12 protein-coding genes, 1 tRNA gene and 1 pseudogene are annotated in these 14,218 nt (G+C 62.9%); 6 read left to right on the forward strand and 8 right to left on the reverse strand.

All coding sequences use genetic code 11. From position 1 onward, the window contains the following. The 5 genes and pseudogenes from E0504_RS10485 to glf form a co-directional block, all read right to left on the reverse strand. Window positions 1–1,524, reverse strand: a complete 1,524-nt coding sequence (locus tag E0504_RS10485) for a site-specific integrase (protein WP_165938467.1) — start codon at window positions 1,522–1,524, stop codon at window positions 1–3. Between the two features lie 21 nt (window positions 1,525–1,545). After that, window positions 1,546–1,725, reverse strand: a pseudogene (locus tag E0504_RS54105) (DUF6538 domain-containing protein); the annotation flags it as partial. A gap of 117 nt (window positions 1,726–1,842) precedes the next feature. Further along, a tRNA-Gln gene (locus E0504_RS10490) sits at window positions 1,843–1,917 on the reverse strand. Window positions 1,918–1,995: 78 nt separating this feature from the next. Then, a complete protein-coding gene (locus E0504_RS10495) occupies window positions 1,996–2,976 on the reverse strand; it encodes a nitronate monooxygenase family protein (protein WP_131623740.1) in 981 nt (326 codons plus the stop codon). 89 nt (window positions 2,977–3,065) lie between these two features. Beyond that, window positions 3,066–5,294 (reverse strand): UDP-galactopyranose mutase, encoded by a 2,229-nt coding sequence (gene glf, locus E0504_RS10500; RefSeq protein WP_131623955.1) that lies wholly within the window; start codon window positions 5,292–5,294, stop codon window positions 3,066–3,068. A 117-nt stretch (window positions 5,295–5,411) separates the two neighbouring features. Between glf and E0504_RS10505 the strand changes: the two genes are divergently transcribed. Next, window positions 5,412–7,688 carry a family 1 glycosylhydrolase gene (locus tag E0504_RS10505; protein WP_207912448.1) on the forward strand — a complete coding sequence of 759 codons (2,277 nt, stop codon included), beginning with the start codon at window positions 5,412–5,414 and terminating at the stop codon, window positions 7,686–7,688. A gap of 46 nt (window positions 7,689–7,734) precedes the next feature. Here the strand turns inward: E0504_RS10505 and fghA are convergent, their stop codons facing one another. The 3 genes from fghA to E0504_RS10520 all read right to left on the reverse strand — a co-directional run bounded on the left by fghA (window position 7,735) and on the right by E0504_RS10520 (window position 11,261). Further along, window positions 7,735–8,577 carry an S-formylglutathione hydrolase gene (fghA, locus tag E0504_RS10510; RefSeq protein WP_131623742.1) on the reverse strand — a complete coding sequence of 281 codons (843 nt, stop codon included), beginning with the start codon at window positions 8,575–8,577 and terminating at the stop codon, window positions 7,735–7,737. Next, window positions 8,577–9,689, reverse strand: a complete 1,113-nt coding sequence (locus tag E0504_RS10515; RefSeq protein WP_131623744.1) for an S-(hydroxymethyl)glutathione dehydrogenase/class III alcohol dehydrogenase — start codon at window positions 9,687–9,689, stop codon at window positions 8,577–8,579. Before E0504_RS10515 ends, fghA begins: the two co-directional genes overlap by 1 nt. A gap of 144 nt (window positions 9,690–9,833) precedes the next feature. Further along, window positions 9,834–11,261 carry an aldehyde dehydrogenase family protein gene (locus E0504_RS10520; protein ID WP_131623746.1) on the reverse strand — a complete coding sequence of 476 codons (1,428 nt, stop codon included), beginning with the start codon at window positions 11,259–11,261 and terminating at the stop codon, window positions 9,834–9,836. Between the two features lie 213 nt (window positions 11,262–11,474). Between E0504_RS10520 and E0504_RS10525 the strand changes: the two genes are divergently transcribed. The 5 genes from E0504_RS10525 to E0504_RS10545 all read left to right on the forward strand — a co-directional run bounded on the left by E0504_RS10525 (window position 11,475) and on the right by E0504_RS10545 (window position 14,204). Continuing rightward, window positions 11,475–11,735, forward strand: coding sequence for a hypothetical protein (locus tag E0504_RS10525; protein WP_131623748.1), 261 nt, complete (start codon window positions 11,475–11,477; stop codon window positions 11,733–11,735). A 5-nt stretch (window positions 11,736–11,740) separates the two neighbouring features. After that, complete coding sequence (locus E0504_RS10530) at window positions 11,741–11,926, forward strand: helix-hairpin-helix domain-containing protein (RefSeq protein WP_131623749.1); 186 nt, start codon at window positions 11,741–11,743, stop codon at window positions 11,924–11,926. 83 nt (window positions 11,927–12,009) lie between these two features. Beyond that, the gene (locus tag E0504_RS10535) at window positions 12,010–12,243 is read left to right on the forward strand and encodes a hypothetical protein (protein WP_131623751.1); all 234 of its coding nucleotides are present in this window, start codon (window positions 12,010–12,012) and stop codon (window positions 12,241–12,243) included. 225 nt (window positions 12,244–12,468) lie between these two features. Next, the gene (locus E0504_RS10540; RefSeq protein ID WP_131623753.1) at window positions 12,469–12,888 is read left to right on the forward strand and encodes a DUF2231 domain-containing protein; all 420 of its coding nucleotides are present in this window, start codon (window positions 12,469–12,471) and stop codon (window positions 12,886–12,888) included. Then, window positions 12,885–14,204: a sorbosone dehydrogenase family protein gene (locus E0504_RS10545; RefSeq protein WP_131623755.1), complete on the forward strand. Its 1,320-nt coding sequence runs from the start codon at window positions 12,885–12,887 to the stop codon at window positions 14,202–14,204. Before E0504_RS10540 ends, E0504_RS10545 begins: the two co-directional genes overlap by 4 nt. Window positions 14,205–14,218 lie beyond the last annotated feature (14 nt).

Below are 14,218 nucleotides of genomic sequence, written 5' to 3' on the forward strand. Positions count from 1 at the left end.
TTAACTTGAAGGGCAGTCGGACGTTCGCCTTGCCAGATGCCCCAGGTCTACGTGCGGGGTCAGCCTGTCGATGGCTTGCTTCAGCTGGCTTGTCTGGAAATTCTTCGTGTAGCGTGCTGTTTCGCCCGCTGTTTCGTGCCCGGTAAGCGCATCGACTAGAACAGCGTCGACACCCGCATGAAACAGGAAAGTCGTCGCGCTATGGCGTAGCGAATGGAAGTCGAGGCCGACTTGGTAAAGTCCCACATCACGGCGATAGCGGGCGAACCACTTCGAGAAATTGTGGCCGAAACGTCGATCCGCGCCGCCGGGCTCCAGGTGCGGGAATAACCGCGCGGTGCAGGTCGACCGCATTTCCTCGACATATGAGAGCAAGCCCAGCTCAATGAGGCGCTGGTGGATCGGCACGATCCGGCGGGCATTTCGGTTCTTAAGCTGGCGTGGCGGGGTGTCGTTCACGTCAAACACCCAGACGTCGTCCACCTGCCGAATGTCCTCTAGATGAAGCTGGCAAATTTCTTCCTGCCGCATTCCGGAGAATAGCGCGATCAACGGCAGCCAAAATTTCTCGTCGCACACGATCACATCCCCAGGCCTCGACCGCCGGGTGGCAGATGCGCAACCCCGCCACACTGGTGTGTCGAAGAGACGGGTAAGTTGTTCGCTCGACCACATATCGCGCTGGTCCTTGGCCCGCTTGGTTGTTGGCAGCTTGAAGTTACCGAAGATCGTTGTGTCGCACTGACCTGCTTCTACGAGGTCGCCCCACAGCGAAGCCAACGCGGACAGGTGCCGTTGGACCGTTCTAGGCGCCAGGCGCTTGTTGGAAGTCGCTTTGGTACGCTTGACAATTTCGGCGAGCGGCAAACCGCGGTACTCTGCCGCCTTACCGTAGTCGGCTGGCAACTCGATCAAGGTGTCCTTGAACTTGACCGCGTCGGTTCGAACATATCCGCCGATCGGCCGGTCCCCGCACACTTCAGCAAACAACGCGAAGGTCTTGCGCGCTTGAAGCGCCGTTTGCGGGTCCCACGTGGCAAGGCGCAGGCGCTTGGCGCGATACTGCTCGGCGCGCTCGGAAAATAGCGGACTGACGGCCTCAGATGTGGACGTGCTGGGGCGCACAATTTCCAAGGTCGTTGCAGAATAGGATGTGTGTTGCAGAAGCGGATCGGCAGGCTCGTGATGGAACTGACCCTCGAACCGTTTCCGCATCGCTTTGGCGATCTCGAGACTGGCCCGGAGGACGCCTTGTCGGAGTTTGGAGCGGCTGACCGGGTCTAAGGTGAGACCGGACAATTCCCGACTAAGCAGCGTATCCACCCAAGGGTCAGCGCGCGCGAGCTCATTGCGGGCAAGCGCGCCACTTACTTCGACGCCGAGACGATCGAAATAGGCAAGCGCCGCTTGGCGATTGGTTTCGTCGAACTGAACGCCAGTGGAGATTCGAATCTGGTTTTCCGCGTTCAGTTCGCTAGCGAAAAACTGCTGGAGCAAAGACGAGATTTGTTGGTCGTCGAGCATCGGCACACCTCGTGCAAGGCTGAAAATAGCCTCTGACTGGAGATAGAGCCGCCGCGACCTGCTCCGGGCGAGCTGGGTGTCATTGGTGCGCAAACTTCTCACAAGTTCGGCGCGACCAAAGGTACCCGCAAGACACATAGGGATGCGCCTGCGAAAATGGTAGATGCCGGCCTTCCGTATCGTGTTGGGGACGCCGCTCACGACGATGGCGCCCTACGGCTCGGAGGGCTCTGTGTATCAGGTCTGTGTATCAAAACCCCATCCCAAGCCCTTTGCGCTCAACGCGCATCTTGATAAATCAAGGACTTGAGAGAAACATGGCTGGGGCGGCAGGATTCGAACCTGCGAATGCCGGTACCAAAAACCGGTGCCTTACCACTTGGCGACGCCCCAGCAGACCGGCGCCCCTATAGCGTGCGAATTCCTTAAGGAAAGGCTCCTGGTGCCCGTCTTGCCCCTCGTGCGGGTGCGTCAGCCAGCGATCCGGTCGATCCGGCTGCGCACCGCTTCGGCCTCGGCCATGATGTTGGCGACCAGTTCCTTGCACGTCGGGACGTCGTGGATCAGCGCCTGGCTTTGTCCAGCGCTCCAGATACCGCCATCCATGTCGCCCTGCCCGTAGACGAGGTCGCGGCCCCGCGCGCCGGCCATCAGGTGCTTGACCTCATCGAACGTGGTGTTGGGGTTGCGCTGGATAGTGGCCACTTCTTCCGAAACTGCGTTGCGCGCCACTCGCGCCGTGTTGCGGAAAGGTCGTCCGACCAGCACGGTATCAAGTTCCGTGTTCTCCACGATCTTGCGCTTTACGTGTGAATGGATCGCGGCTTCCTGCGTGGCGCAGAATCGGGTGCCCATGTTGACCGCGTCCGCCCCCAGCGCGAGCGCGGCGACCAAGCCCCGCCCATCGGCCATGCCGCCGCTGGCGACGATGGGCGTATCTGGCAGTGCATCCACGGTCGCGGGCAGCAGGACCACCAGGCCAACGTCATCTTCACCGGGATGGCCGGCGCATTCGAAACCGTCGATGCTGATCACGTCGACGCCCTTGCGCACCGCGCTTTCCGAATGGCGCACGCTGGTGCATTTGTGGATGACGCGCACGCCGGCCTCCTTGAAGGCAGGAAGGTGGTCGGTGGGCGCCCGGCCCGCGGTTTCGACGATCGTCAGGCCGCTTTCGATGATCGCTTCGCGATACTCATCGTAAGGGATTGGGTTGATCGACGGCAGCAGCGTGAGGTTCACCCCAAACGGCTTGCTGGTAAGCCCGCGGACCTTGTCGATCTCTTCCTTCAGCGCGGTCCCGGAGGGGAACATGTGCGCGGTGATGAAACCCAGCGCACCCGCCTCGGCAACCGCCGCGACCAACTCTCCGTACCCGACGCCAGTCATGCCGCCCATCAGGATCGGAGTTTCGACCCCGAACATTTCGGTGATCCGCGTCTTGAAGGCCATCGTCCGCTCTCCCGTGCAGCTTTACGTTTGCGTCAACCTGCCGTTCGGAGGTGGGCATGGCAAGCGATTTACGCGGGAGAGCGGAACGATCAGGCGGCGGTGGCGATCAACTCGCGCTGTTCGCCCGCCGCGTGCGCGGCTTGCCAGCGACGGAAGGATGCGAGCGCCTGCCCGACGATCTGGTCCATATTGTAATAGCGGTACGTCGCCAGCCGTCCCACGAACGTCACATCGGTTCGCGCGCGCGCCAACGCTTCGTAACGCTTGAACAGTTCCTGGTTCTCCGGGCGAGGGATCGGGTAATACGGATCGCCCTCTGCCGTAGGATATTCGCGGGTCACGCTGGTGCAGGGATGATCCTGACCGGTCAGGTACTTGTATTCGGAAATGCGGGTAAACGGCACCGCTTCGTCGGGATAGTTGACCGTGCCGGTCTCCTGGTACCACTCCTGCTCCAACGTCTGGTGTTCGAAGCGCAGCGAACGATACGGCAGCTTGCCGAAGCGGTGGTCGAAGAATTCGTCGATCGGCCCGGTGTAGACGAGGTGCGCATGCGGATAAACGTCACGGATGTCGCGGTAATCCGTCCCCAGCAGCACATCGATATTGGGATGATCGAGCATCCGTTCGAACATCGCGGTATATCCGTTCGCGGGCATGAACTGATAGCGATCGGTGAAATAGCGATCATCGGTGTTGGTGCGGGTCGGGACCCGCGCGGTCACGCTGCGGTCCAGCTCTGACGGATCGAGGCCCCACTGCTTGCGTGTGTACCCGCGAAAAAACGTCTCATACAATTCGCGGCCGACCGCCGCGACCACGACATCTTCCGAGGTCTCGATGGTCTCGAGCGGCTCCGCGCGGGCAGCGAGGAACTGCTCGACATCGACATCGCTCTTCAGGTCGAGCCCGTAGAGCATGTTGAGCGTCGTGCGGTTGATCGGCATGGGCACCAGCTGATCATCGACTTGCGCCAGAACGCGATGCTCATACGGCCGCCAGCTGGTGAACTGCGACAGGTAGTCGAAGATTTCAGCGCTGTTGGTGTGGAAGATGTGCGGCCCGTACTGATGGATCAGCACCCCGGCATCATCGAGCTTGTCGTATGCATTGCCCGCGATGTGAGGTCGCCGGTCGACCACCAGCACTCGCTTGCCTTCCTGGCTTGCGAACCGTTCAGCCATCACCGCGCCAGCGAATCCAGCGCCGACGATCAGCACGTCGTAACCGTCCTCGCCTGGGCCGAGTCCCCTGGGCGAAACGATCGAGCTCTGCTTTGCATTCTCGGCGACCCGCTCGTCCACGAGGCGCCACATTGCAGTCACCGTGCGATCCCAGTCCATCGTCGCCAGCGCACGGTCGGCTTCGTCGAGCCAGGTCCCCTGCTTGCCGAGTGCGAGGGCCTTCTCGCAACCATCGATGAAGGCATCTGCCTCGCCGGCGATGAACACGCCTTCCAACTCGCCATAGTGGCGCACGACATCGGTGATCGGGGTGGACACCACCGGACGGCCCGCAGCGAGGTATTCGGGGGTCTTGGTGGGACTGATGAACTTGGTGGCGTCGTTGATGGCAAACGGCATCAATGCGGCATCCCAGCCGCTGAGATACGCAGGCAGATCGGTGTAGTCCTTGCCGCCCAGGTAATTGATGTTGGGGCGGCGCGGCAGGTCGTCTTCGCTGATCTTTACCACCGGCCCGACCATCACCAGCGACCAGTCCGGACGTGCATCGGCCACGGTCGAGAGCAGCTCCAGATCGAGCCGCTCGTCGATGACGCCATAGAAGCCGAGGCGCGGCCGCGGGAAGCCGGCCTGATCCGCGGGATCGTCCGCGCCCTCACGCGCAGCCGCGAAATGCGGGCCATCGACACTCGAGGGGAACGGATGCACCCGTGCATGGCGGTCCCGCTTGGCCTCGTACAGGCTGTATCCGCCGGTGAAGACCAGATCGGCACGCCCGATCAGTTCGCTTTCCAGCGGCAGCAACTCTGGCGGAGCGAACCGGAAGTTGGCCAGCTCGTCCATGCAATCGTATACGACGCAATCCGCGTTGAGCTGCCGCGAGATCGGCAGCATCATGGGAGTATAATACCACAGGACCATGCGGCCGGTCAGACCGGTGGCGAGATTGTCCAGCAGCTCAGCGAGGATCCGGTTGGCGTCTTCGCCGCTCAACCCTGCCGGCAATTGCGGCGTGATCACGGTAACGCCGCTCGCAGCATCAAGCTGGACCGACAGTTCCGGCGCACCGCCATCGTGGCGTTCGATCGGCTCTTCCCAGAAAAACACCCGGTTGAATTGAGCGAGACGGGTCATGAGGTGCTGCGGGCGTTGGAAAACGAAATTCCAGCGAAGATGGCTGAAGCAGATCAGCGTCCCACCCATTACGTCCCGCTCACCCGGAACCATGGCCTTGTCCGTCATGTCGAATCCTTGCTGTTGAGTGAAGGGAACCGTTATCTCCCTGCAAGGTTCCGTGGTTATGCCAGCGAAATCAGATACTTGATATTTGTTATTCAGGAACGCGATCGGAGCGAGAACCTGACGGAAATTATCGAAGCCTGGGGCGGCGCCGAGTGCACGGTTAACCGGGTTAACGATGCCTTCGGCGACCAGTTGTGCGCGACCAAGCATGGTTCGCGCGATGGTGACTTCGGTTTAATGGCCACGCTGGGCTTGTCCGCCGTCCGCTTCCCGATCCTGTGGGAGCGAGTGTCTCCTGCGCCGGATCGACCTCCTGACTGGACCTGGACCGACCGGGGTGTAAGCACGCTCCGCGCCTCCGGCATCGGCATTATCGCCGGGCTTATCCATCATGGCAGCGGCCCACGGCATACGTCACTGCTCGACCCCGCCTTTGCGGCCGGCCTTGCGGATCATGCTGCCCGGACGGTGGAGCGATACCCCTGGATCGACGACTGGACGCCGGTGAATGAGCCGCTCACCACCGCGCGCTTCTCAGCCCTTTACGGCTTCTGGTACCCCCACCTAACCGACGAGCGATCGTTCTGGGAAGCTCTGCTCAATCAGATTGATGCCACCCGCCTGGCTATGCGTGCCATCCGAAGGGTCAATCCGGCGGCTCGTCTGATCCAGACCGAAGATCTTGGCCGAACGTACGCGACCGTCGCTGTGCGAGACCAGGCGGCGTTCGACAACCAGCGGCGCTGGATGAGCTGGGACCTGCTGTGCGGGATGGTCGATGCGCATCACCCGCTGTGGCCCCGCCTGTGCGGATATGGCCTGCAGGCCCGGCTCGAAGCCATCCACGCCGATCCCTGTCCGCCCGACGTGATCGGCATCAACCACTATTTGACCAGTGACCGCCTGCTTGATCATCGGACCGATAATTATCCTCCTGAAACCGTCGGCGGGAGCGACCGGACCCGGTTCGCCGACGTCGAAGCAGTCCGCGCGCTCGACCCCGGCCCGCAGGGGTTGCGGGGTGCGATCGACGAGGCGTGGAGCCGCTATGGCCGCCCTCTTGCACTTACCGAAGTGCATAACGGTTGCACGCGGGAGGAACAGATCAGGTGGCTCGCCGAAGCTTGGGCGGCTGCGCGCGCGGCCCGCGCCCGCGGGGTCGATGTGCGTGCGGTGACCGCCTGGGCGCTGTTCGGCAGCCGGGGCTGGGACACGCTCCTTACGAAGCAAGGCCGGTACGAGCCGGGCGCCTTCGACGTCAGTTCCGGCCATCCGCGCGAGACCGCTTTGGCGAATGTCATTCGCGCCCGCGGGGCTTTGCCCGCAAAGTGCGCCGGTAACGGATGGTGGCGGCGTGACATCCGGCTCGCCTTCCCCCGCGCGGCCGCTCCTGCTCCGATGGCGGTTCACCGTAAGACAAGCGAAGCGGCCATCCGGCCGATCTTGATCGCCGGGGCCACCGGCACGCTCGGCCGGGCATTTGCGAGCGAGTGTCATCACCGCGACCTGCCCGCGGTGATTACCGCGCGCGACGAGCTCGATCTGCTCGACGCGGGCTCCGTCGCCTCCGCGATTGAGCGGCACCAGCCCTGGGCGGTCATCAACGCGGCAGGGTGGGTGCGGGTCGATGACGCGGAAGCCGAGCGCGAGGCGTGCCATGCCGCCAATGCAACCGGAGCGATCGCGCTGGCGGAAGCCTGTGCGAAGGAAGGCATCGCCAGCGTCAGCTTCTCCAGCGACCTGGTGTTCGACGGAACGGCCAGCGCCCCCTATGCGGAAGACGCCGCGACGGCGCCGCGCAACGTGTACGGAGCCAGCAAGGTTGCGCTGGAAGGCGCCTTGGCCAAGGTCGATGGCGCCTTGATTGTCCGCACGGCAGCCTTCTTCTCGCCGCACGACCGCTACAACTTCGCCGTGCATTGCATCGACATGCTTCGCCGGGGGGAGCGCTTCAAGGCGGTCGACGATTGCGTGGTATCACCGACCTACGTCCCCGACTTGTGCCGCGAGACGATCGACCTGCTGATCGATGGCGAAGATGGGATCTGGCACCTCACCAACGACGAAGGCGTCAGCTGGTATCAGTTCGCGCGGCGCCTGGCTGCGGCGACGGGCTCCGCCGAGGATCTGATCACCGCCATTCCGGCTGCGCAAGCCGGGTGGATTGCCGAACGGCCCGGCTTCTGCCCTCTTACCAGCCACCGCGGACGCACGATGCCGTCGCTCCAGTCGGCCATCGATCGGTTTGCCGGGGTCTATCGGAGCACGGGGCCCATCGCCGGCTGACTCCCTGAGCGGCGCGAGCGCCAGCCGAAATTCCCCGCGATGGTGTCTAGGGCGCCCCGTGGAGGCTAGCCGCGTGCCAGACCACATGCTCGGCCATGAAGGTCGAGATGAAGAAGTACGAATGATCGTAACCCTCTTGCAGGCGAATGGTCGCAGTCATTCCCGCCGCATCGCAAGCATTTTGCAGCAGATCGGTCCTGAGCTGCTCTGCCAGAAAGGGATCGGCCGTGCCCTGGTCCACAAGCAGCCTGGGCAAGCGCCCTCCGTCCTCGATCAAGGCGCAGGCAACGTATTCCCGCCATCCATCCCTGTCAGGGCCGAGGTAGCCGGACAGCGCCTTTTCGCCCCATGGACAATTGAGGGTGCTAGCGATCGGTGCGAACGCACTGACCGAGCGAAATCGTCCCGGGTTGCGCAGCGCGATTGTCAGCGCTCCGTGCCCGCCCATTGAATGTCCGGTGATTCCCTGGCGCGTCATGTCGGCGGCAGGAAACTCTCGCGCAATCAGGTCTGGCAGCTCGTTTTCGATATAGCTGCGCATCCGGAAATTGGCCGACCATGGCGCCTGTGTCGCATCGACATAAAACCCCGCCCCCTGCCCTAAGTCGTATTCGTCGACGTTGGGCACATCCTCGCCTCGCGGCGAGGTGTCGGGCGCGATGAAGATGACTTTGTGTTCCGCACATGCCGCGCGGTATTCGCCCTTCTCCATCACATTGGCGTGGGTGCAGGTAAGCCCCGACAGGTACCACAGCACCGGCAGGCGCTCACCCGGCGCGTGATCGGGCACGAACACGGCGAACGTCATCGGTGTGCCGGTAACCCGTGAATGGTGGGTGTAAACGCCCTGGGTGCCGCCGTGGCTGCGAACGGCGCTCACCTGCTCCATCAGTACACCACCACGCTGCGGATGCTTTCCCCGGCATGCATCAGGTCGAAGCCCTTGTTGATCTCATCCAAGGTCAGCACGTGGGTAATCATCGGGTCGATGGCGATCTGGCCGTCCATGTACATGTCGACGATATTGGGCACGTCGGTGCGGCCCTTGGCACCGCCGAAAGCCGTGCCGCGCCAGTTGCGCCCGGTGACCAACTGGAACGGCCGGGTGGCAATTTCCTTCCCCGCTTCCGCCACGCCGATGATGATGCTGGTGCCCCAGCCGCGGTGGCAGCATTCCAGCGCGGTGCGCATGACTTCAGTATTGCCGGTGCAGTCGAAGCTGTAGTCTGCCCCGCCGTCGGTCAGTGCGGCAACCTGCGCGATGGTCTCATCGCGGCTCAGGCCCGCAGTGTTCAGGAAGTCAGTCATCCCGAACCGGCGGCCCCATTCCTCGCGATCCGGGTTGATGTCGATGCCGACGATCCTGCCTGCCCCGGCCAGCTTCGCGCCCTGGATCACGTTGAGCCCGATGCCGCCCAGCCCAAACACCGCAACGTTGTCACCCGGCTGAACCTTTGCCGTATTAATTACTGCGCCCACGCCGGTCGTCACTCCGCATCCGATGTAGCAACTGGACTGAAACGGGGCGTCCTGACGGATTTTAGCGACCGCGATCTCCGGCAGCACGGTGAAGTTCGAAAAGGTCGAACAGCCCATGTAGTGGTAGATCGTCTCGCCCTTGTAGCTGAACCGGCTGGTCCCATCGGGCATCACCCCCTTGCCCTGGGTGGCACGGATTGCCGTGCATAGATTGGTCTTGCCGCTGAGGCAGCTTTTGCACTGGCCGCATTCTGGCGTGTAGAGCGGAATGACGTGATCGCCGGGCTTCACGCTGGTCACGCCCGCGCCCACTTCTCGCACGATCCCGGCGCCTTCATGCCCCAGCACGCTCGGGAACAGCCCTTCGCTGTCGAGGCCGTCCAGGGTGTAGGCGTCGGTGTGGCAGATGCCGGTCGCCATAATCTCTACCAGCACCTCACCCGCCTTCGGCCCTTCGAGGTCGAGTTCAACGATCTCGAGCGGCTGCTTGGCCTCGAAAGCGACGGCGGCGCGGGTTTTCATGTAGCGTATCCTTGATCGGGCGGGTCCGCCGATGGCCTTGGCAACAACGCGCCCGCCCCGTCAACGCCGCAGCCCGCGCGGGCAAGCTTGCGCGGGCTACCCCGTTCCGGCTCTGCGAGGACCCGCGCCCCCGGCTGGAAGCGATTATTGATGGGTGTAGCCGATGATCGCCTTGGTCTCGAGGAACTCGGCAAACGCGTGATCACCCCATTCGCGTCCGTTGCCGCTCATCTTGTAGCCGCCAAAGGGGTCCATCATGCCTGGTGATGCACCGTTCAGGCTCACCTGACCCGCCCGCAACTTGGACGCCACCCGCCGCACTTCGTCCGGGTCGTTGCCGGACACGTACGCAGCCAGCCCGTACTCGGTATCGTTGCCGACCTGAATGGCTTCCTCCACGGTCTCGTAGCCCACGATCGATACTACCGGCCCGAAGATTTCCTCGCGCGCGATGGTCATATCGTTGGTCACGTTGGCGAATACCGTCGGCTTGACGTAATACCCCTTGTCCAGGCTCTCCGGACGGCCGGGCCCACCAGCAACCAGGGTCGCGCCCTCCTCGATCCCTTTTTGGATCAGGCTCTGGATCTTGTTGAACTGCACCTCGGAGACGACCGGCCCCATCTTCGCATTGCCATTGGGGTCGCCGACATCATGCGCCTCGACGGTAGCCTTGGCGATCGCGATCGCCTCGTCCATCTTGCCGTGCGGGACGAGCATGCGGGTGGGTGCGTTGCACGACTGGCCGGAGTTGACCATCACCGATGCGATGCCGCCGCCCACTGCCTTCTGATAGTCTGCATTCTCAAGAATGATGTTCGGGCTCTTGCCGCCCAATTCCTGATGGACCCGCTTGACCGTCGCCGCAGCGTTCTTGGCGACTTCGATGCCGGCGCGGGTGGAACCGGTGAACGACACCATGTCGACCCCGGGATGCGAACTGATCGCCGCGCCTACCGTAGGGCCATCGCCGTTGACCATGTTGAACACCCCTGCCGGAACGCCTGCCGCATCGAGGATCTCGGTCCAGATGTAGCCGCTGTAAGGCGCCACTTCCGATGGTTTGAGCACCATCGTGCAGCCCGTCGCCAGTGCCGGCGCGACCTTGGTCGCGATCTGGTTGACCGGCCAGTTCCACGGGGTGATGAAGCCACACACGCCGATCGGCTCCTTGGCCAGCCGGGTAGCGCCGCGATCTTCTTCGAACTTGTAGGTCTTCAGGATCTCGATAGCGGTCTGCAAATGGCCCACGCCCATTGCCGCCTGCGCGCGCTGGGCGAGCCAGGATGGCGCGCCCATCTCCTCGGTGATCGCCTTGGCCATGTCGTCGTATCGCTTCTTATATTCGGCGACAATCCGCTCCATCACCTCGATGCGTTCTTCACGCGAAGTGCACGACCAGGTTTCGGATGCCTTGCGGGCGGCCTTCACCGCGCGATCGACATCTTCCGCAGAACCCATCGAGATATGGCCGCATACCTCTTCGGTCGCCGGGTTGATCACGTCGAGTGTCTTGGGAGAGACCGGATCGACCCACTGTCCGCCGATGTAGAACTGCAGATATTCGCGCATGATCAATCCTTGCCGTTGGCGACTGCGGGGCAGCCGAGAGGTCTTGCATACCATCTATGCGCTTGGGGACGCATCGCAAGATGCGATGAGAGCGGTCGCTCCCGACCCGAGGCAAACGCCCTCGCGGGCCCGGATTATGCGGCTTGGCACAACCGCGGAACCTCCCCGCACATCCGGAATTGCGTTGCAGAGATTTGATCACAGGAGGTCACCATGCCGACAGCAAGCTTTGAAACACCCGATGCCGATGACGTCGATATCGATTCCGACGAAGTCGTCCAGCTGACACCCGGGGAGGAAGAAGGCACCACCGTGATCGAGCTGGAGGACGGCAGCGAAGTGATCGTCGTCGCTACCCAGCTGGAGGTCGCCGCCGAACTCGGCCTCAACCCGCTTGAGTATGTGAGCCCGGAGGACGACGACGAGTCGCTGGAGGACCTGGTGGAAGATGCGGATGAGGATGCGGAGGAATAGCAACAATGCTCAACGTCAATCACGCCAGTTGCGAGGAACTGGACAGTCTCGACGGCTTGAAGGGGCACGGCTTTGAGATCGTCCGCTATCGCGATGAACGCGGGCACTTCGATAGCCTGCGACAGCTGAATGAGGTGCCAGGGCTGTCCGGCAAGATCGACCGCCAGACACTCGCGAAGCTGACGGTGTAGCGGCTTGGCGAGCCACCGACAACGACCCCAGGCGCGGAACAACCATGTCGGGTCTGCGTCTTTCTGAAAAAGGAGATTACTTGATGTTGGGCAAGATCATTGGCGGCGTCCTTGGCGCGAAGGCCGCTAAACACACGCGCGGTGCCAACGAATCCGGCGGGGCGCTGGTCGGGATCGCATCCGTCGCGCTTGCCCGCCGTTTTGGCATCCCGGGAATGATCGCGGCAGCAGCCGGCGGATACGCGCTTAAGAAATATTCGGAGCGCAAGAAGGCGGTTGACGATAGCGGGACGAAGACCGGTCCGGCCAGGGTCTAATTCATCCCTGCCATCGAGGATTGGATCGCGCCAGATCATCCGTCCCTAATCTTCTCCCACGGGCCGGCCTCCAGTGTTTGAGAACAAAACTGATGTTTGTGCATTAGTCATACAAGCTCGCGCGCGTTGAAGACTTTCGCCAGTCGTTCTTCGCTATCAGGCCAATGCGCGCAATCTCAGGCTTACGCGAACATTTAGTCCGGGCCAATAAACAGGGGATCTGCCATGACGACGCGATTGAGCCACGGGGTGCCCCGCCGGGGACCTGCGGTCCTGTTTGCGACGAGCTTGCCCCTGTTTCTGGGGACATGGCTGAGCGACTGGGCCTATTCGAACACCTTCAACATCCAATGGAGCAACTTCGCCTCCTGGCTGAACGCGGGCGCGCTGGTGATCGTCGGTCTTGCGCTCGCCTGGTCGCTCGTCTCGGCTCTCCTGCCTGCCTCGTCCGGACGCAGGCCGTGGATCTTTGTCGCGGTGGTAGTTGGTGTGTTCGTCCTTGGGTTCATCAACGCGCTGGTTCACGCGAAGGATGCCTGGGCTACGATGCCAGCCGGGTTGATCCTGTCCGTTCTGGTATTCCTGCTGGCCTGCGCGGCAGTTTGGCTTGGCTTCAGCGCGCGGAAAAGGGAGGTTGCACGATGACCGGTAAGATCCTTCTGGCGGCAGCCGCGCTCGCCCTGATGTCCGGATGCGGACGCGAGGAGGAGGTCGACCAGTACGGCGCGACCCCTACCCTGCCCGAAGCAAACCGTGGCCTGCTCCCCAGCATGACCATCGCCGATCCCGCCGGGTGGGGCGATCGAAGGCCAGTGGTGCCTTCAGGGTATCAGATCGCTGCAATCGCCACCGACCTCAAGATCCCGCGTCAGTCGCTGGTCCTTCCCAATGGCGACATCCTGGTGGCCGAGGGGAAAGGCGGCGGCGACGCACCCGTCATGCGGCCGAAGGATATGATCGCCGGCTTCATCAAGAAGAAGGGCACCAGTTCGGTCAAAGGCGGCGACCGGCTCACGTTGTTGCGCGATGCAGACGGCGACGGCGTGTATGAGGGGCGGACTGTCTTTGCCGAAAAGCTCAATGCCCCATATGGCCTCGCGCTGATCGGCAACCGGTTGTTCGTCGCCAATCAGGACGCGCTGGTCTATTTCGATTACCAACCCGGCCAGACGCGCGCGGACCGGGCGCCGGTCCTGCTCACAAAGCTGCCGGCCGAAATCAACCATCACTGGACCAAGGCGCTAGCCGCCAGCGCCGATGGCCGCTTCCTGTATGTCGGCATCGGGTCGAACAGCAACATCGGCGAGCGTGGCATGGCGGTTGAGGAAGAACGCGCCATGGTGTGGGAAGTGGACGTCGAGACCGGTGCCTCGCGCCGATTTGCGACCGGCCTCAGGAACCCGACCGCGCTGGCGGTGCAGCCAGGGATCGGCGAATTGTGGGCCGTGGTGAACGAACGTGACGAGCTGGGCGCAAATCTGGTGCCCGACTACCTTACGTCGGTGCGGCAAGGCGCATTTTACGGGTGGCCTTATGCTTACTGGGGCAGCAACCCCGATCGGCGTGTGCAGCCCTTCAAGGAAGAGATGGTCGGCAAGACGGTACGGCCGGACTACAGTCTGGGGTCACATACCGCGCCGCTGGGCCTTGCATTCTCGACCGCAGCGATGGGCGGGCCCTTCGCCGAAGGTGCTTTCGTCGGGATGCACGGTAGCTGGAACCGCGAGGTCCCGGTCGGATACAAGGTCGTATTCGTTCCCTTTCGCGGCGGACACCCAGCCGGAAAGCCAGTCGACGTAGTGACCGGTTTCCAGGCGGATGGGAAAACGTTCGGGCGTCCGGTCGGGGTTACCGTCGATCCGCGCGGGGCACTGATCGTCGCCGACGACCTGTCCAACACGTTGTGGCGGGTCACCCCTACCAGTCCATCGGGAGCGCGTCCGGCGCCAGCGGACCTGTGAACGCCTCAGCGGCG

The organism is Parafrankia sp. BMG5.11, from assembly GCF_004337455.1.